At 28.9% G+C, this 19,782-nt stretch carries 18 protein-coding genes; 7 read left to right on the top strand and 11 right to left on the bottom strand.

What is annotated here, in order from left to right:
- Window positions 1-27 precede the first annotated feature (27 nt).
- The 7 genes from HLG78_RS04590 to infB all read right to left on the bottom strand — a co-directional run bounded on the left by HLG78_RS04590 (window position 28) and on the right by infB (window position 9,507).
- The gene (locus tag HLG78_RS04590; protein ID WP_231176900.1) at window positions 28-2,022 is read right to left on the bottom strand and encodes a hypothetical protein; all 1,995 of its coding nucleotides are present in this window, start codon (window positions 2,020-2,022) and stop codon (window positions 28-30) included.
- 272 nt (window positions 2,023-2,294) lie between these two features.
- Window positions 2,295-3,956, bottom strand: a complete 1,662-nt coding sequence (groL, locus tag HLG78_RS04585; protein ID WP_231176841.1) for a chaperonin GroEL — start codon at window positions 3,954-3,956, stop codon at window positions 2,295-2,297.
- Between the two features lie 37 nt (window positions 3,957-3,993).
- Window positions 3,994-4,299: a co-chaperone GroES gene (locus HLG78_RS04580; protein WP_231176838.1), complete on the bottom strand. Its 306-nt coding sequence runs from the start codon at window positions 4,297-4,299 to the stop codon at window positions 3,994-3,996.
- A gap of 98 nt (window positions 4,300-4,397) precedes the next feature.
- Window positions 4,398-5,636 (bottom strand): hypothetical protein, encoded by a 1,239-nt coding sequence (locus HLG78_RS04575; RefSeq protein ID WP_231176835.1) that lies wholly within the window; start codon window positions 5,634-5,636, stop codon window positions 4,398-4,400.
- A gap of 5 nt (window positions 5,637-5,641) precedes the next feature.
- Window positions 5,642-6,394: a hypothetical protein gene (locus HLG78_RS04570; protein WP_231176831.1), complete on the bottom strand. Its 753-nt coding sequence runs from the start codon at window positions 6,392-6,394 to the stop codon at window positions 5,642-5,644.
- Between the two features lie 74 nt (window positions 6,395-6,468).
- Complete coding sequence (gene pth / locus HLG78_RS04565) at window positions 6,469-7,008, bottom strand: aminoacyl-tRNA hydrolase (protein WP_231176827.1); 540 nt, start codon at window positions 7,006-7,008, stop codon at window positions 6,469-6,471.
- Between the two features lie 21 nt (window positions 7,009-7,029).
- The gene (infB, locus tag HLG78_RS04560; protein ID WP_231176804.1) at window positions 7,030-9,507 is read right to left on the bottom strand and encodes a translation initiation factor IF-2; all 2,478 of its coding nucleotides are present in this window, start codon (window positions 9,505-9,507) and stop codon (window positions 7,030-7,032) included.
- 170 nt (window positions 9,508-9,677) lie between these two features.
- On the opposite strand from infB, the gene HLG78_RS04555 reads away from it, so the two are divergent.
- Genes HLG78_RS04555 through HLG78_RS04525 form a run of 7 tightly spaced genes read left to right on the top strand, consistent with a single transcriptional unit; the run spans window position 9,678 to window position 14,881 of the window.
- Window positions 9,678-11,792, top strand: coding sequence for a polyribonucleotide nucleotidyltransferase (locus tag HLG78_RS04555; protein WP_231176801.1), 2,115 nt, complete (start codon window positions 9,678-9,680; stop codon window positions 11,790-11,792).
- Between the two features lie 23 nt (window positions 11,793-11,815).
- On the top strand, window positions 11,816-12,121 hold the full coding sequence (locus tag HLG78_RS04550; protein ID WP_231176798.1) for a hypothetical protein: 306 nt from the start codon (window positions 11,816-11,818) through the stop codon (window positions 12,119-12,121).
- Window positions 12,121-12,675, top strand: coding sequence for a hypothetical protein (locus HLG78_RS04545; RefSeq protein ID WP_231176795.1), 555 nt, complete (start codon window positions 12,121-12,123; stop codon window positions 12,673-12,675). The genes HLG78_RS04550 and HLG78_RS04545 overlap by 1 nt, the downstream gene beginning before the upstream one ends.
- Window positions 12,676-12,701: 26 nt before the next feature.
- Window positions 12,702-13,457 (top strand): hypothetical protein, encoded by a 756-nt coding sequence (locus HLG78_RS04540; protein ID WP_231176792.1) that lies wholly within the window; start codon window positions 12,702-12,704, stop codon window positions 13,455-13,457.
- Between the two features lie 34 nt (window positions 13,458-13,491).
- A complete protein-coding gene (locus tag HLG78_RS04535; RefSeq protein ID WP_231176789.1) occupies window positions 13,492-13,860 on the top strand; it encodes a hypothetical protein in 369 nt (122 codons plus the stop codon).
- Window positions 13,850-14,158, top strand: coding sequence for a metal-sulfur cluster assembly factor (locus HLG78_RS04530; protein WP_231176786.1), 309 nt, complete (start codon window positions 13,850-13,852; stop codon window positions 14,156-14,158). Before HLG78_RS04535 ends, HLG78_RS04530 begins: the two co-directional genes overlap by 11 nt.
- Window positions 14,159-14,212: 54 nt before the next feature.
- Window positions 14,213-14,881 (top strand): hypothetical protein, encoded by a 669-nt coding sequence (locus HLG78_RS04525; protein WP_231176724.1) that lies wholly within the window; start codon window positions 14,213-14,215, stop codon window positions 14,879-14,881.
- Here the strand turns inward: HLG78_RS04525 and HLG78_RS04520 are convergent.
- The 4 genes from HLG78_RS04520 to HLG78_RS04505 all read right to left on the bottom strand — a co-directional run bounded on the left by HLG78_RS04520 (window position 14,868) and on the right by HLG78_RS04505 (window position 19,555).
- Complete coding sequence (locus tag HLG78_RS04520) at window positions 14,868-16,517, bottom strand: putative ABC transporter permease subunit (protein ID WP_231176722.1); 1,650 nt, start codon at window positions 16,515-16,517, stop codon at window positions 14,868-14,870. The two genes, HLG78_RS04525 and HLG78_RS04520, sit on opposite strands and share 14 nt — an antisense overlap.
- A gap of 1 nt (window position 16,518) precedes the next feature.
- A complete protein-coding gene (locus HLG78_RS04515; RefSeq protein ID WP_231176720.1) occupies window positions 16,519-17,259 on the bottom strand; it encodes an ABC transporter ATP-binding protein in 741 nt (246 codons plus the stop codon).
- Window positions 17,252-18,112: a hypothetical protein gene (locus HLG78_RS04510; protein WP_231176705.1), complete on the bottom strand. Its 861-nt coding sequence runs from the start codon at window positions 18,110-18,112 to the stop codon at window positions 17,252-17,254. The genes HLG78_RS04515 and HLG78_RS04510 overlap by 8 nt, the downstream gene beginning before the upstream one ends.
- Window positions 18,113-18,373: 261 nt before the next feature.
- Window positions 18,374-19,555 carry an IS4 family transposase gene (locus tag HLG78_RS04505; RefSeq protein WP_231176183.1) on the bottom strand — a complete coding sequence of 394 codons (1,182 nt, stop codon included), beginning with the start codon at window positions 19,553-19,555 and terminating at the stop codon, window positions 18,374-18,376.
- Between the last annotated feature and the right edge of the window lie 227 nt (window positions 19,556-19,782).

Raw genomic sequence — 19,782 nt, 5'->3', positions numbered from 1 at the left:
TGTTAATTAATTTAGGTTGTAAAATTTTTAATTTTCTCTTGTTGCCAAATTAAACTCAAAAGTATCTCCTGAACTATTCTGAAGAATAAGTTGTCAAGTAGTTTGATCTGTATCTGTTGCAATAATCTCTATTCTCATAGTATTTCAATCTATTGCAGTTCATTGATATGCTCATTCAAATCATCAAACAAGATCTACATCAAAATCCGAAGGATCTCTGTCAAATTCTACTTTAATTTGAGTTCTTTCTCCAGGTTCAAACCAGTATGTTCAACCATCTTCTTCAGGGTCAATTATTTCTGGAACTCATTCTTCAGTAGTATCAATATTTCTAACTGTTGACTCTACTGTAGTAGTTTTTCATTCTCAGTTTTCTATAACAAGGGAAACAGTATCATCACCTTCAGTATCGTCATTTGGATTGAAAGTAAGCTTATCACCATCTATTCTCCAATTTCATTTATCTGTGTTTATTTCTGTTTCTCAATTTTCAAACATTGCTGAGTACTCACCACTTCATCATCTTACATCTGATAGCTCTTTCCAATCACCTTCAACGCTACCTGATCATACATCATCCGACAAAATAAAATCATCAGCCTTCAAACCTTCTGGATCTTCCTTTTCTTCTATTTCTTCTACATACTTTCTACCATCTAAATCAAAACCATCTACTCACTGAACAGCATTTAAATTTTCAAAATCCAAACCAACATCACCTCATGGATTTCTTAACTCTCCAAAACCGCCTCACTGTCAGATAGTATAATTAAACATTATTGTATTTTCTGGACCAGCATCATCATAATTATAATGAGTATAATCTGCTGTCAACCTCTGATCAGGAGCAAAATGCCATCACGCAGACACATTCATTGTATCTACAGTATTTGAATGTCTATATGAAAAACTAGTTCTAACATCATCTCTTGGTTGATAAACTCATTCAAGAGATCATGTCAATGAATCATCTGCACCTCCTGTTATATCATATTCAGTTCTTTCATAACCTGCAGATAAAGTTCATTTAATATCATCTCTTCCTGGATAAAACACACCTGTAGTTCATTCTAGTCTATTCACATCAGCCCCTTCCCAGTGATATTTATAAGTTCAATCTTGTCATACTTCTTCAGAATCAGTAGTTCTATATACAAATCTTCCTCCTACACTATCAAAAATATCATCACCTATATACTGCTCATGTTCTGCTCATATAGAGAATCTAGATGTTTCACCCACATGTCAATCAACTTCAATATTTCTTTCAAGGAATTGAGTTGTAACATTTGTAACAGAATTATCAAGCACCTGAAAAGCTCATCAAAACATCCATCTATTAGCTTCACCTCTTTCTACATTTTGATATTCACCATATACTCCCCACATTTCTGATGGATGCAAATATGCAGCTCATATATCTGCTGTCAAAAGACTATTATTATTCATATCAACAAATCCTAATCATCCACTAATTTCCATATTTAACTCCTGAAATCTTTGTCTAACAGTAACATCATCATCAGTAGCATGAGCCCTAACAAAAGTTTCTCTCTCATCACTACCTGAATCAGTATCAGCATCCTCTACACCTTTTGCATATTCTAATTCTTCATCATCAGCAAAATCTTCTTGTATAGACACAACTTGTCAACTTCACTCTTTTTTCAAGTACAATACTCAATCTTCATAAATCCACTTATCTCATCTCCATATATCTCTTCACAAAGCTTCTTTTATTTGATCAGGAGTTAGATCGATATCATTCTCATCTATCATAGAAGACAACGTATCAGAAAAACGAATCATATTTCCATCTTTATCCCAATTAATACTTTTAGCTGTTTCTGAAACAGTATCAGAATATCAACTAACATTATCTTTATCTCCATTTGCCAAGGCATTTGCTGCACCAGCTGTCAATGTAGCAGCAACAGCAAGTGATATTGCTTTTTTTACTCAATCTTGCTTAACTGAAGCAACAGACACACCTTCTTTAAGCTTATTCATTTTACCAATCATTTTTATGGCTTAATATATAAATTCTTTACCTGTTCCTGACCTGGTGTATAATGATTTTATTTTTAAAGTCAATAGATTTTTTAATTTTTTTTACCTAAATTAGCATTTCAAGATTTTTTAATAATAAAAGTCAATTTTACCCTAAAAAATTTATTTAAAAACACCAGGAAAATTCTTTTAATTGTTTTATTTCTAAAGTCAATAGATTTTTAATTTTTTCAAACAAAAAAACACCCATATAAGGGTGTTTTAATTAATTATTTACTAGTTTTTTACATCATTCCAGGCATTCCTCATCACATACCTCACATACCTCACATTCCTCACATGTCATCTCATCATTTATCATCATCTTTCTTTGGAATATCAGATATTACAGCATCAGTAGTCAAAAGCATTGCAGCTGAACTTGTTGAGTTCTGCAATGATTCTCTTACTACTTTAGCTGGATCTATTACTCATTTATCCAACAAATCTTCATATTCTCAAGTTTTTGCATTAAATCAATAGTTTGCTTGATTTTTTTCTTTAACTTTTTCTATCACTAAATCTCCTTTGTATCAAGCATTTTTAGAAATTTGCCTTGCAGGATATTCAGTTGCCTTTCTTATTATTTCTACTCAAATTTGTTCGTCTTTATCATCAAGTTGATAACCATCCAAAACTTTACCAATACTTAACAATGCAGTTCATCATCAAGCAACTATTCATTCAGATACAGCTGCTCTTGTAGCATTCAATGCATCTTCAATTTTGTATTTCTTGTTTTTCATTTCTGTTTCTGTAGCAGCACCAACTCTTATCACAGCTACTCCTCATACAAGTCTTGCTAATCTTTCTTGAAGTTTTTCTTTATCATAATCAGAAGTAGTTTCATCTATTTGTACTCTTATTTCTTGAACTCTTGAATTTATATCATTTTCATTTCCTTTTCCTCATACTATTGTTGTGTTGTCTTTAGTAGAAATAACCTTTTCTGCTTGTCCAACAACATCCATAGTTGCATTTTCCAAAGACAGACCAACTTCTTCTGTAATTACTTGTCATCATGTTACTGTAGCTATATCTTTAAGCATTTCTTTCTTTCTATCTCCAAACCCAGGAGCCTTCACTGTAAGAACATTCAAAACTCATTTTAGTTTATTCAACACCAATGTTGTCAAAGCTTCTCATTCTATTTCTTCTGCTATAAGAACAATATCTTTTTTACCTTTATTGGATATTTGTTCAAGCAAAGGAAGTATTTCTTGGATAGAAGAGATTTTTTTGTCTGTGATTATGATTGATGGTTTCTCAACCACAGACTCCATTCTTCATGTATCTGTAACAAAATAAGGACTTACATATCATTGATCAAACTGCATACCTTTTACTACATCTTTCTCAAGACCCAAAGATCTTCATTCTTCCACAGTTATTACTCAATCATTTCAAACTTCTTCCATAACCTCAGCAATATGTTCTCAAACTTCCTCATCTTGAGCAGATATGGTAGCTACCTGTCTAATTTGTTCTTTTGTATCTACTGCTTTAGATTGTTTTCAAAGTTCTTCTACCACTTTTTCAGTTGCTTTGTGAAGACCTCTTCATAGAGCAAATGGATTTACTCAAGAACTCACATATCTAAGTCACTCATTAACTATAGCATCTACAAGCACTGCTGTAGAAGTAGTACCATCACCTGCAGCATCATTAGTTTTGTTTGCTGCTTCTTTCAAAAGCTCTGCTCAAATATTTTCTAAATGATCTTCAAGCTCTATTTCTTTTGCTACAGTAACACCATCGTTAGTTACAGTAGGTGCACCATAAGACTTTTCTAGTATTACATTTCTTCACTTTGGTCACATTGTTACAGAAACTGCATCTGCAACTTTTTTGATACCTGAATAAACTTGTTTTCTTGAATCATCCCCATATCTTATTGTTTTTGCCATATTTGTTTTTTTTAGGATTTAAATTTTTACAAATTGTTTATGAGTTTTCTTTTGCTAATACTTGATCATGCTTTACAACCAAATATTTCACCTTTTCTCAATTTTCTTCTAATTCTATCTCATCTGGACTAAATTTAGTAAAATGAACTACATCTCCCACTTTTATATCCATTGGTGCTCTTTTTCAGTCATCAAGTATTTTTCATTCTCCAACTGCCACAACTTCTCACCTACCAGGTTTTTCTTTGGTTGTCTCAGGAAGCACTATTCATCATTTTGTCTTACTTTCTTCTTTTATTGTTTTAACAACTATACGATCTTCTATTGGAACTAGTTTTGTCATTTTTTATTTTATTATAATATAAAAGGCACCTGAATTTATTAGGTGCCATAATAATAAAAAATTTTAGAAAAATTTCAAGAGAAAATAGCACTATTTTTTTATTGGTGCTCAAAAGCATCTGAAATTACCGACTGAGTCCACCATCAACCTACATCTTCATCTCGAACAAACTCAAATTCTTCATTCATTGGAGATATCAAATATCATGTATTGTTATCTATATAACCATTATCTATTCAATAAGATAAAACAAAACATTTACTATCAGAAATAACATCCTGTGGATCTGTATAATTATCTAAAATATCATACTGATCACCACACTCACCAATAATTGAACTTATAGTATCTTTAATATATCATTCTTGCTTCAAACATTCATATTCTTTTGCACAATCTTCATCTGTTTTTTCTGAAGACTGAGAAAGTATATGAAATTGAAGTTGTCATACCGCTCTATCCAAAGCATTTTGAGCAGATTCTTCCAAAGTCTCCTCCTCTTGTCAATCTAATTGATCCAATATACTTACAAAATAGGTATACCAAAGATGCATACTTTGCAAATATTCTCAATACCTTCCATGCAATATAGATACCATAGAACTAGCTATTCAAGGAACATCATCATTAAACGAAGCCAACATAAAGTTTTTTGAAGCAGGAATATATTCATCAAGATAATTATAATAGTTGAATCATTGATAAAAAGGTAACTTATGATCAACACAAGGATTTGCATATTGAGGATATTCCATTTCAAGTCTAGAATAAACTGAATAGTAGTCTTTATTAGATAAAGACTCAACAAACTCTATAGTATCATTATCACAGTTGAAGTTTATTCACTTTTCTCAAAGCTTTATTGAATCTTTCCATGATTGATATTGAATATTTTCATCGTATCTTGAAAGAAGCTCATTTTCAGGAATTGTTAACTGTCAAAAATTGTAAACATAATTCCAATACGGATCTAAGTTTGTAATATTATCTATCATCTTAAACTTAATATTTGGATGTAGTCTAGCATTTCCACCAATATACTGGACTGAATTTATCCAAGTAAGATCTGCATAAAAAGACTGATGAGGAAAGACTGAACATAAAGAATCATTATCTTTACAAAACTCAAAATAATCTAAAATCACATCTCATTCTCGCATATACTTAGGTTCCAAATACGAAAGATGAAATAAATCATTATAACTAATTCAAAAAAAATTATTTACTTCATATCACATAAAATCTATATTTTCTGCATCAAAGAAAAAAGTTTGAAAAATCCAAACTAAAAAACCGGAAACCACAAAAAAGATTAAAACAAATATATTTTTTTTCATTATTTTTATTGAACATTAAATTGAGAAAGTTGTCTTCTTAATTGTAATAGTTTTTCAAGCTTATTTTCTCTAAAAATATCTGCATTTGATAAAAGTATATCTTTATTATTTTCAACAATTTGAAATTTTTGTTTTAAAATGTTCGAGTAAAAAGTTAACTGTCTAAATACATTATCATATGCATTTGCATAAACTCTATTTTCTATATAACATATAGCCTTTTCAGAAGAATCTTTCAAATTTTCAACCATCAAATGAGGCTCATTTTGATCTAAGTGTTGATAAAACTGCTGATCTGCAGACATTTTTTCACTGTCACAAACTGTAGAATATGTCCTTTTCTCATTCTTTCTCCATGATAATTCATTTTTTAAGTCTTCAGCTTCATGCATTGTTAATCTTATCTGATTGATATATGATTCCAATACATCCTGCTTTCTTGCTTCTCATTCCATCAAATCTATAACCTCCGTGTTTACAAGATCCTTTATCGTGTGAGTTTTATTTACAGACTCTTCTAGATAATAAAGTTGAGGCTGATTTTCTTGTCATATTCTCATATTAGCTTGAGCTGTCAATGAAGAAATCCTATTGAAAGTTTCTGGTCTAACATATTCTTTAGAAAGCTTTATATTTTGTTGGTATCACCAAAAACTTAACCATCCAAAAGAAAAAGTTGTTCAATAACTAATAAAATAAAAAACCCCAACAAAAATTACAAAATAAAAGTAAAACAACCAGTTTTTTAAAATTTTCATTAATAAATTTGTAAGTATAAATCTATTAAAATGTAATAAAAAAATTTGTTATTTCAATAAAAAATTTCAACAAACTAGAGTTTTCAATCCAGCCAGTTAACAATAAGTTTAACTATATCATCTTTTTGAGAGTAAATTGCTTCATACTCTTTTTCTGTAAATCTTCAAAGAACCCAGGGCGTAATCATTTCTTTATTGTCTGGTCTATCAATTCATATTTTTAGTCTTCAAAACTTATCTGTTCACAATCTTTTTATTGTATCTTTTATTCAGTTATGACCTCAGGCTGCTCAATCAAACTTAAATCTAATTTTTCAAGTCGGCATATCAATATCATCATACACAATCAATATATCCTCAAAAGGAATTTTATAAAAATTAGAGATTGAAGAAACCGCCTTTCAAGAAAGATTCATATATGTTTGTGGTTTAGCCAACAACACTTTTTCATCACTCACAATAGAATTTGATACAAAAGACTCAAATTTTGACTCATAATTGAAAACAGGAAAGTTATATTGATCACAAAACCAGTCTATCGCATCAAAACCTATATTATGCCTAGTATTTTTATACTTATCTCAAGGATTTCATAATCATACTACAAGCTTCATACACAATCTAAAAAATATAAATTATTCTATCACATGAAACTCCAAGATATCTCATTCTTGAATTTTTTTGGATACTTTAATTTTCATTCAGCACTCATGACCAGATGTTACTGTGTTTACATTTTCTTGCTCTCTTTTAAGTGATGTTATTTTTCATCAAGACACCTGTTCTTCTCATCTATAAGCCTTCAAAAAACTTCAATTTCTAACTTCTCAATCCAACACCTTTCCTCATACGATCATCTCCTTACCTCTTTTGAAAAATACTCACAAAACTTCAAGCCTTCATATATAAACTTCTTTTTCCTCTGGTTTTACCAGTCATTTAGAAAGTCTATCAACATAATCTATAAGCTCATATATAACATCAAAAGACTTTACTACAACCTTTTGTGATTCTGCCTTCTTTTTTATTGATCAAGATACTTTTACATTGAATCATACTACAAATGCCTCAGAAGCATTTCACAATATAATATCAGAATCAGAAACATCTCACACATCATTATGAATAATCTTCAACTCAATATTTTCAGGCATTTCCAGCTTTTCTACTGCATATTTTACAGCCTCAAGACTTCAAAAACTATCTGCTTTTAAAATCAACTTTAATTGTACTTTATCTCACTTTCATATTTGATCCAATATATTTTGCATTCAAGATTGATTTGTTTGTTGTGATGCCTTTTCTTGAATTGCTTGTATTTTAGCACGAGCATCTTTTTCTGAGCTCACTGACTCCAAGATTTTTCATGGCTTTGGTAGATCCTGTATTCACAAAATCTGTACTGGATCTCAAGCATAAGCAGTTTTAACATCCTGATGTTTCCAGTTTGTTAGTTTTCTTACTCTTCAAAAAGTTTCTCACACAACAACAACATCTCATACATTAAGATTCCCAGTCATAACTATTGTAGAAGCAGTTATTCACTTTTTTGAGTCTTTATCTGACTCCAAAATAACTCAAACTCACTTTCTTTGAGGATCGTATTTCAATTCCAACATTTCGGACTGCAACAAAATCATATCCATCAAATCAGATATTCACTGTCATGTTATAGAAGACAATGGTACAGTAATAGTATCTCATCACCAATCTTCTGGTATTAAGTCAAACTCAGCCAACCTTCATTTAATATTTTCAATGTTTGAATTTGGTAAGTCTATTTTTGTAATAGCAACAATTATTGGCACTCAGGCTTCTTTTGCATGATTTATTGCCTCTATTGTTTGTTGCTGTATTCAATCATCTGCTGCTACTACGATTACTGCCACATCTGTAATCTTAGTACCCCTAGCTCTTAATGAAGTAAAAAGCTCATGTCATGGTGTATCAATGAATGTTATTTTTTGATCATTATGATGAACTTGAGACGCTCATATACTTTGAGTTATTCATCAAGCTTCTCATTCAACTTTATCTGTTTTTCTAATATAATCCAAAAGCTTAGTTTTTCAGTGATCTACATGTCACATAACAGCTACCACAGGAGGCCTAACATCAGCTTCTTCTATTTTTTTATCAGGAGCTAGTATAGAATCCAAATCTCAACTCAATAATTCTTCTACTGATACATCAGTTCATTCATTTTCTACTTTTACTCATAATTCTTCTCAAATCAAACTAGCTGTATCAAAATCTATATTTGCAGTTACAGGTAATACAATCTTGTTAGCCAACAATTTTTTCATCACCTCTTGCAAAGGAATACCCATCTTCTCAGAAAATTCCTTTATTGATATAGTTGAAGAAACTACAATTTTTTCCTTCTTTTTTAGGGTTTCTGAAACTTTTGGAGCCTCTTCCTTTTTTACATTTGTTTCAGATTTTTTTTCATCTTTTGATATTTTCTGCTTTTTCTTTTCTTTTTTGGTAAGCTTTTTTTCATCCGATCAACCTGACAAAGATTTTGAAGCAGATGAAGTTTTTGCATTATATGATTGCCCTCAACCAGAACTTTTTTGATTCTTATTATCATAAGCAGGTTTATCTGATTTTTTTCTAACTGTTATTTGTGTTTTTTTTGAATCATCAGATCAAATTTCTTTTTTATCCTTTTCTATATTAGTTGCTTTCTGTGTTTGAGATGTTTTCTTGTTATCGTTAAAAGACTTTTTTTGTGTGAAAGTAGTTTTATTTCAACTTGAAATAGTCTTTTTTGTAGAAGCAAATAAATCATCGTCTTCCAAATCTTCTTTCTGACTTTTTTCATCTATTTTTTCTTCTGTAGAAAATCATAACTCTGAAAGAAAAGATCACTCCTCAGAAAAAATATCTTCTGCTGTAGCAACCTTTGATTTTTCATCCTCAATTTTTTCTTTGACAGAAGAATTTTTCACACTTTCCTCTGAAAGATCTGACTTTATTTTATCATAAACACTATCAGATATTTTTGAAGTTTTTGGACTATAAGATTTTCAAGTTTTTTTATAAATCAATTCTAGAAGCTCTTGCTTAGAAAGATTAAGCTCTTTACTAACCTGTGATAAACTTTTCATAAAAAAATTTTTTCAATGTAAAATTTGAGATAATATAAATATTTTTTACCAAAAAACAAGGAAAAATTAAAGGATTTGACTTATAAACATAAAAACAAAACCGTATTTTTCTTGATTTTTTTGCTTAAAAAAATATAAAAGACTAAATATTTATATATATAATAATTTTTATGATAAAAAAGAAAGAAGTTAGTGACACAAAGAAAAGTTTTTTATGGGAATGAAAACAATTTGAAGTTAGTTCTTGAAAGCTAGCTCCTGAAGCAGATTGATCTGTATACATAAAATTAGAAGAAACAGCTGTATTAGTCACATCAGTAATGAACAAAAAACCAGATGAAAATAAGGATTTCCTACCCCTTACAATAGATTGCAGAGAGTCTTTTTATGCTTGATGAAAAATTGGGTGAGCATTATACATTAGAAGAGAATGAAAGCCTTCCGAACAGACAATACTCACCTCAAGACTTACAGATAGACCACTTAGACCTATGTTTCCAGACGGAATGATCAATGACACAGTTATAAGTATAACACCATTATCTGTTGACAAAGAGAACACCACAGCAGTACCAAGCATAATTTGAGCATCTCTTGCTAGTATGCTAGCTTGAATTCCCATACAATGACCAATTGGAGCTGTAAGAATTTGATATAAAGATGGCAACTTTATAATAAATCCTACATATGAAGAAACAAATAATTGAACACTAGAATTATTACTTGCTTGAACAAAAGACACAATAACAATGGTAGAATGCAATTGAGATGAAGTTGATACAGGCACTTTAATGAAAGCTTTTGAAATATGACAAGAAAACATCAAAAAAATATGTGAATTCCAAGAAGAATTTTTGAGCCAATTTGAAATAAAACCTCAAGAAATCACTACAAATAAGCCTTCTGAAGAATTAGTAGGAGTTTTGAAAAAAATTATAACAAAAGATAAATTAGAAGCTTTGATACCAACAACTAAAAAAGAATTTAACGAAATAGTTAGTTGATTTGAGCAGGAATCACTAGAAAAAACAAAAGACAAGATTGAAGACGAAAACAACACAAACTTTACAACTACAAAAGTAAAATCAGCAGTATTTAATATAGTAAAAGAGTTTGTAAGAGAAAAAATCCTCAATGAAGAAAAAAGAGTAGATTGAAGAAAACTTGATGAAATCAGATCACTTTATCATGAAGTTTGACTTATTCCAAGAATACATTGATCGGGACTTTTTCAAAGATGAGAAACACAAGTATTTTCTGCAACCACATTAGGAGCTCCTTGAGATTACCTACTAGTAGATGATATGGAGTCTGATGCTGTTGAACAAAGATTTATGCACCATTATAATATGCCATGATTTTCTACAAATGAGGCAAAAAGGTGATGACCTGCAAGCAGAAGAGAAATCTGACACTGAAAACTGGTAGAAAAAGCACTTGAATCAGTAATTCCTTGAGAGGAAGAATTCCCTTATACAACAAGAATTGTTTCTGAAGTATTAAGCTGTAACTGATCAACATCAATGGCATCTGTATGTGCATCCACACTATCGCTTATGGATGCATGAGTACCAATAAAACAACCTGTAAGTTGAGTTGCTATGGGATTGGTTACTGATTGAGATAAATTCAAAATTTTAACAGATATTCAGTGAGTTGAAGACTTTACTGGAGATATGGATTTCAAAGTTGCAGGAACAAAAAATTGAATTACTGCACTACAAATGGACATGAAAATAAAAGGCCTACAACTAGATATAGTAGAGAAAGCTATAGAAAAGGCTAATAAAGCAAGAAATGAAATTCTTGAGGATATGATAAAAACAATATCACAACCAAGAGAAAGTTTAAGTGTTTATGCACCTAGAATAACTACACTAAAACTAACTCCTACTCAAGTAAGAGATGTTATTTGATCATGATGAACAAATATAAACAATATTGTTAAAGAAACTTGAGCAAAAATTGATTTTAAAGATGACTGAACTACAATTGTTACATCCAAAAATCAAGAAGAAGAAAAACTTGCAATTGATATGATAAAACAGTCTTCTTGGCAACCAACAGTTTGAGAAACAATTGAATGAAAAATAACCAGAGTAGAATCATATTGAGTATTTGTAGAGCTTTGAAAGAATAAGACATGACTTTGTCATGTTAAAAACTTATGAGAATGATTCATATCAGATCCAAAAGTTATGTTTAAAGAAAACGATAAAATTAGAGTAAAAATAATATCAATTGATGAAAATGATTGAAAAATCCAGCTCAAAAAAGAAAGTTAATTTTATTTTCTAAATAAACCATTATGGTGATACTACTTGAGACACTAAAAGGAATATTCTTCTTGATGTCTATAATTGTATGAATATTTTTTTTGAGATGAGATTATATACTTGAAGATAGTATATTTGAACTATCTGGAAATATACTTATGCCTTGATACTTACTTCTAACCTGAATTATGCTTTGATATATTATATCTTTTATTTTAATTTCAAAAGATGATCTAAAGGAAAAAGAAGACAAAGATAAAGCATATATAAAATGACTTGCAATATGAACATTATTTGGTATGATTTTTAGTTGAGTTTATATTCTTAGTATAATTTAATGAAAAAGTTTTTAAATGTCTTTTTGATCATTTTCATTACAATTACTATTTCTTGATGCTTGGGGTTTTGAGGAGAGGAAGAAGCTGAAACAGTAAGTTTTGAAGATTTTTATATACAGATTAATAAGGATTACAATAGAGTTGCAAGTAGTATATTTGAATGAAAACAGATTAGAAATAAAGTACTTACTTCATACAGAAAAGGAAATTTTGATGAATTCAACAAGAATTTTATAGCTACCAGAACCAAAACAAATGTAAATCAAGATCCAGATGAGTTTGCAAGGGCAAACTCATCTATACTGCTAAATCAAATGCCTGCAACAAATTTTTGATGACTTAATGAACATACTTTCTCATGTAAATGACAAGAAATCAATTGATTCATATGAAATTTTGGCGTATTTGAATCTGTTTTTGATAGTCAACCTAGTTACTATATGACACAATTTTATTTTGTTTATGAAAGATACTGATATGTAATATCTTTCATGAGTCAGGAAAGAGAATTTGATAAGTTTGAAGAATATATAAAAACAATATGATGCGATTAAAATAATTTATAATATAAAAAGACATAATGGAAAACTCAAAATCACTTAATATTGCACCTTCCAATCCATCACCATATTCAATTGTATGAAAAACAGGAATATGACTGGTAGTTTGACTTATGATATCATTTTTTATATTTGTTATGCTAATGATTTTTAGCTGAATGTTTGAAGAAACAATACAAGGCTCCATTTCTTGAGGCTGAGGAAATCCTCTATTATCATTAGTGATGTTAGTAATTGCATTTGTTTGAACTATGGTATGAAATAGCATTATAACTATGGTATACAATATGATTTTTGGAGAAAAGTACTATGATCTTGGTAAAATGCTATGACTTTGAAGCATAATCAACGTTATATTGTTTTTTATAGCTGCACCTATATATATACTATTTTTTGACAATATAGAAGCAGTATTTTTTATACTTGCGTTTCATATATTTTTTTCTGTTTTTATAACATTATCTGTAATAGAGTTTTCTACAAATCCAAACTATAGTGGTGTCCACATAGTATGAACAACTATTGCTTTTAGCCTTTCTCTATTACTTTTCTCTGCAGTATACAAAAATATAAATCTTACTGCTTGAGAATGAACTGAATTCCTACTTACACTACCAAGTATACTTACTTATACTTTGACACCTCTAATTCACTGACTTTGGGAAAAATTGTACTACAAGTTTTATGAAATGTGAAACAACTTTCTTTATATACCATCTATAGAAGAAGTTCTTGTAGAAGAGACAGAGGCAGATGAAATAAATGTAGAAAACTAATAATAACTTTAAAACATAAACATTTTATAAAGCTATGATATTTTATCATATATGAGCACTCATAAAAATTTTTGTAGGAGTTAGCATAGCTTATCTTTTATTCAATTATATAAATATATATCAAGACCCGATAATATGATTATGATTTGGTTTTTTTGCTGTATTTTTAATTGTATGGTGATGAAGCTTCTATCTGTTCTTCCTTTGACAAAAACTTTTTGCTGTAAAATGAGCTTTGAGTATTGCATCTAGAAGTTATAAGCTATCATTACTTTTTGGATTGTTTGTACTTGTAAATTTATCATTGATTTCACTAGAAGAACGAAATAAAATTTTATGAGGAATAATATTTTTGATATTTTTAATTTTACATATAATAACATGATATGAAAATGAGCAATAATATCACAGAAGAAAAAGTAATCGAACTACTACAAGAAGTATACGATCCTGATATGCCAGTAATTGATATATATAACTTGTGACTTATATACAATGTGGATATACAAGAAAATAATGTTTTTATACTAATGACATTGACTACACCAGCATGCCCCTCTGCTGATCTTATCATAGAAATGACTAAGCAGGCAGTACAAGATGAATTTCCTGAATCTAATGTAGAAGTCGAGCTTACTTTTGACCCTATGCGAACACCTGCTATGATAAAAGATGAAGACCTAAAAAGAATGTTTGAATAACCAACAAAACAACCTGAAAAATTTCTTTTTTAAATACAAACTTTAACCAACAAAATGGAAATTAAGTCCTCACTTGATCTTATACAGTCTTATTATAGATTTTTGTATCTTTGACTTTTTCTTGAAGATATAATAAAAGAAAATGATTTATCAGAGTTTGCAAAAGACCTAAAAATACAAACATGAAAAAATACAAGCTTTACGCTAAAAGAACAAACAATTAAAAAACTTTTAAAAGAAATCTATCAAAACCAAGAAAAACAAAATATTTTTGGTTATTTCACACAAATAAGTATGTTCAGGTGAATTACAGCTACCGTCAAAGAACTTTTGGAAACCAATAACGAATTCAAAAAATTTTTACAAGAAAACCTCAAATGACAATACTTTCATTTTGAACAAACAGTTAGTTTTATAAGAAATATACTATCCCACAATACTCATTTCAATATGTACCTGAAACAACAAGACTACAAATCCCAAAAAATATACCTTCTTGAAAGATGAAAACACCAAATACACTTAAATTTCAACTATCACAAACTGTTTCCTAAATACCGGACATGAAGCAAATCATACTGATATTCAATAAAAATCAACTTCAAAAAATTAAATCCAGGTGATAACTTTTTTGATATTGTAAGTATACACCAACTTTTCTTGCTTTCAGAAAGCTGTTATAATATGATAGAAATATACAAATCATCTTCTAAAGCTTGATAAACTGCCTATACCCTATCCATGATATAAATACTCAAAGCAAAATCAAAACAGGATAAAAAATAACTAAAACATCCCAAAAATAATATAATCAAAGAATTTCACATTCTTGTACATTTTCATAATAACTAAAAACTTTGGAATAAATAAGCAAACAAACAATTATTATAAAAATATTTGAAATAATTACTGCTCCAAAAGCAGGCATAGAAGTAGCTATCTGAGAAGGATTAGTCTCATTAAAGTCTGGATATATATTTCACAAAGTAAAATACAGGCTAACAACCACAAATATCAAAGGCAACAACATCAACAAAATAAATATATACACAACATCTATAAATCAAATTATACTTGCATAAGCTTGGCTAATAAGCAAACCTACTAAAACAAAAAACACCACAAAGAAAATAAATTTCAAAAAATATATATAATTCAATCATACTGGAATAGTTCTAAGTATCCAAAAAGATTTTCATTCTATTGATATATTTGGATAAACAATTTTCAAAGCAGTTGCAGAAATCATAAATCAGGTAAGAGCCAAAGTAGACAAAGTAATAATAGAAGCTGTCATAGGAGTATCTATCTCTTCAAGGGTAATAGAATTTATCACAACCACACTTATTCATATAAGTACAAAAAATATCATAAACTGACTTAGCCACGAAGGATCTTTCATATACAAAAGAAAATCTTTTTTTAGTAAATTTATTTTAGGATTTTTTCAAAAAAATGAGATCAAACTTACAGTTTTCTTTTTAGGAAAAATACTATACATAGCAAAATTCTCTTTGCTTTGATAATAATACTTTTGTGACAAAAATCATATAAGAGCATAAAAAAATACAATACTTACAGCTGTAAACAAAAATCAACTAAAAAACAAAGAATAATTTCACTGCACAAAATTTACAAACATAGCATTTAGCCAGTTCCAAGGAAGAAATATATTTTCATAATCAAATGTAAGGATATACTGCTCCAAAAAGGTCTCTTGGTCAGTCATATTCTCATAAGCAGAGAAAAACACCAACAAAGCAGAAAACAGCATAAACACCAAAACACTCAACAAAAATCAATTTATATATATTCTTTTAAATGAAAAAACAAATGCAGACAACAACAAAAACAAAACAACAGAAAAGAAAACAGCCAAATATACCATCGCAAAAATTACAAACAACGATAACAAATAATAAAATATGCTATACCCAGAAACAATTCAATATGAAAAAAATATAGGCAACAGCAAAAACAATGCAGGTAATAACAAGAAAAATACTATCTTCAAAAATCAGTATCTAAAAATTTCATAGCTTTCAAAAGGCATAGAAATCAAAAAATTTATCTCTCTAGATTTGTACAAAGTAGATATACTTGCCACAAACCCAGAAAAGACAAAAACCAAAAACATTATATATACAACAAACGAGATCAAGTTGGGAGCAAAAATATGTCCTCAAGGAAAATTATTGATTAAGTAACTGAAAAAAATATAACAAATTGTTCAGATTATTATCCAAAAACTTCACAAAAGTATTATTCAACCTATGAAGAAAAAAAGCTTTTCTTTTGCAAAAGTTTTTATACTTGAGAACAAAGTTTTAAAATAATATTTCATTAAAAGATTTTCCATTTTATTGTGTGATTATTTGTTCAAATTTTTCTGATACAGTTCAAGTTGACTCAAGGAATGTGTCTTCAAGATTTTCTTTTATATAATCTTTGTCTTTTAATGTTTTTACAAGTTTTCAATCATGTATAATCCCTACTTCATCTGATATTTCAGCAGCAACATATATTTGATGTGTGGTCAATATCACAGTACATCATAGCTTTTCAGTGATAGATTTAATTATTTTTTTTACTATGTAAGCTCACTGATAATCCAACCCTACCATTGGTTCATCCAAAATTAAATACTTGGGATTGTGCATCAATGCTGCAGTAAAAACAAGTTTTTGTCTCATACCATGAGAGTAATCTTCTACCTTTTTGTCCAACATCTCATAAAAATCAAACATCTCATAAAATTCTTGGGCTTTTTTTCTAATGGTTTGTTTACTCATTCAGTAAGCAACTCCTACAAAATACAAAAAATCTATTCAAGTTAGTTTTTCATAAACATAAGGCATATCAGGAATATATGAAATCTCAGATTTTATCTGTACTGCATCTTCTTGCATAGTCCTGCCATCAAAGAAAATATCTCAACTTGTTGGATTGGTTATTCAAACTATCATTTTGATAGTTGTAGATTTACCAGCTCAATTTCTTCAAAGCAAGGCAAAACATTTTCAAGAAGGTATTTCCAAGTTTATATTATCTACAGCTGTTGTAGAAGAATATTTTTTTGTAAGATTTTCTAATCTAATCATGTCAGATAAGTTTACATTCTAAATCATCTTCACTTCAATCCTGAGTATCTTGGTCTTGGTCATCTATATCATCTGTATCGTTGGTATCATCTGGTTGATCGATATTATCAACATCAAGCTCATCTCAATCAGATTTTGTATAAGAAAAAAAAGGAGTTTCTTTTTTAATCATATTTTTATCCTCAAAGTGAACTACTGTCTCATAATCTATCCCCATAAATCATGAAGATATAGAATACTTTCATTCTTCTTTTTTTTCAATAGCAACATTATTTTTCATAGACTCTTTTGATCTCAAAGACATAGGAGAAAAAACAGACAAATTCAATACTTCACCTTCTTCTATTTCCATATAGGGCAAAAACCTTGTAAAAAGTAGATCCAAATTGATATCAGAAGTATCAAAAATCTCTCTAAACTCCTCTTCTCAATCTTGCAAAAAGGTTATCAAAATTTGGTCTTCTCATCAAACTGCTGTTTGTCATGAGATATTGGCACCTGCTCAAATATTAATATGAAAATTATCTATTTTGGCATTATTGTAAAAATTAACTGTTCAGTTCATATTTGAATCAAATGGTATCAAGCCATCATCAACTTCCTCTGGCAGATCAATATTCAAACCAAACTCGTATGAGTATCAGTCTCCATCACTACTAAATTTTTCAAAAAAAGTTCAACTAATATCATAATCAACTTGGAAATCTATATCATAAAAAAACTCATAATCATCTACCTGATCAATAAAGTCGTACACAATTTCCTCTGATAGATCATCTCAAAACAAAAAAGAAATATAGAAAATCATAAAACTACAAATCCAGGCAAAACTAAGTCACAAAAATTTAACCATAAATTATTTATTTATTTAACTTTTAAAGATAAATTAAAGTATAATTCTAGAAAAGTAAAAATCAACCTTTCCGCGCCCGGGCACGAAAAGATTCCATTCTTTTGGTAACAAACCATAATAATGGAATACTCCATCCTTTTTGTTACTAACTTTTGGAGTGGGGTACTCCATCCCTTTTGTTACAATATTTAGGAGTGGGGGTACTCTTCAAGTTTGTTACAATCTTTTGGAGGGGTGACCCCAGTCTTGTCCGAAACCTTATTAAGAGTATTTATAATAATTTAAATATTTCTTTTTAAGAAGATCAACATCTCCTCAGATTGCTATTGCTAGCTCAATTAAAATTAATTCATCTAATTCAGCAATAAATCTTCTTTTAGCTTCTTTGTAGGATTTTATACTGTTTTTTGATTTATATACTATTACAAGTATTGATGTTATTAGTGTCATATATAGCATATTCATTATTCAATTCTTTGATCTTGATACAAAATGACTAAATCAAAATTCTTGTTTTATAAATCTAAAAAATACTTCTATATCCCATCTCCTTGCATAAAATTCTGTTATTTCTTCTGCTGTGAAATTATACATATTTGTTATAAATAAAAATACTTCATTTTTTTGATTTATTGCTTTTATTAATCTTAATTCTTTTTCTAATATATCTCATCATTTTCAATATAATTTTACTATTTCATCACATTCTAACACTAAATTTCATACTTTTATTCATTCTACTTCTTTATTTTGTCTTATAACTTGATACTTAGTATTTTGTCTTAATCTACTTACAAAATTTGTATTTTTATCTATTAGCTTTGAATAAGTTTCTCTTTTTTGAACTCATCTATCAAATAATAATATTTGATTTTTAGATGTTGTCTCTTGTAAAATAGTTTCTCATAATGCTACATCTTCACTACTTGCTTTTTGCTCTTCATAAACTGAAACTTTATTTGGCAACAATCACTTTAATCAGACTGTAAATTTTATATGTCTTTCATCTGGACTTCATGCTTTTATTCAAAACTTAAGTAGTTTTTCTGATATTCAAACTAATGTAGAATCAAATCTCTTTAGCACCACCTTCATTTTTGTTGCTCATATTTTTAATACTTTTTCAAACTTTTTACTTATTTCTTCAAACAATTTCTCAAAGAATTTATAATCCATGTTTATAAGTCTATCACTTATAGTTGTATGTCTTGTTTGTTGTTCTCATTTATCTGCATATTGAGTAAATTCAGGACTGTTATATATTGATGCTAATGTTCTTTGTGTTAAATTATCTCAATCTAATATTCACATTAATAACAGTTTAAACATTACCTTTCAACTCATTTTTTTAACTTGATGATTTATATTACAGTTTTTTTCTAATTTTTCTATAAATTCATCAGGTATTATTTCTAATATCTGTTTTACATTAATTCCTTCCATATTTAAATATATTTTATTATTTTAAATGCTATACTTATAGCTTTTTTTATAATAAAATCAATGTTTCGGACAAGACTAGGGCTACCCTCTTCAACTTTGTTACAATCTTTTGGAGGGGTGACCCTCTTCAACTTTGTTACAATCTTTTGGAGGGGTATCCCTCTTCAACTTTGTTACAATCTTTTGGAGGGGTAGACATTATCAATTACTTATTAATTTTTTGGGGA

The sequence above is a fragment of the Candidatus Absconditicoccus praedator genome, from assembly GCF_021057185.1.
In the GTDB taxonomy this organism is placed as follows: Bacteria; Patescibacteriota; Gracilibacteria; order Absconditabacterales; family Absconditicoccaceae; genus Absconditicoccus; species Absconditicoccus praedator.
The sequence above is the reverse complement of the archived record's forward strand: the minus strand, read 5'-3'. Positions and strand labels throughout refer to the sequence as shown.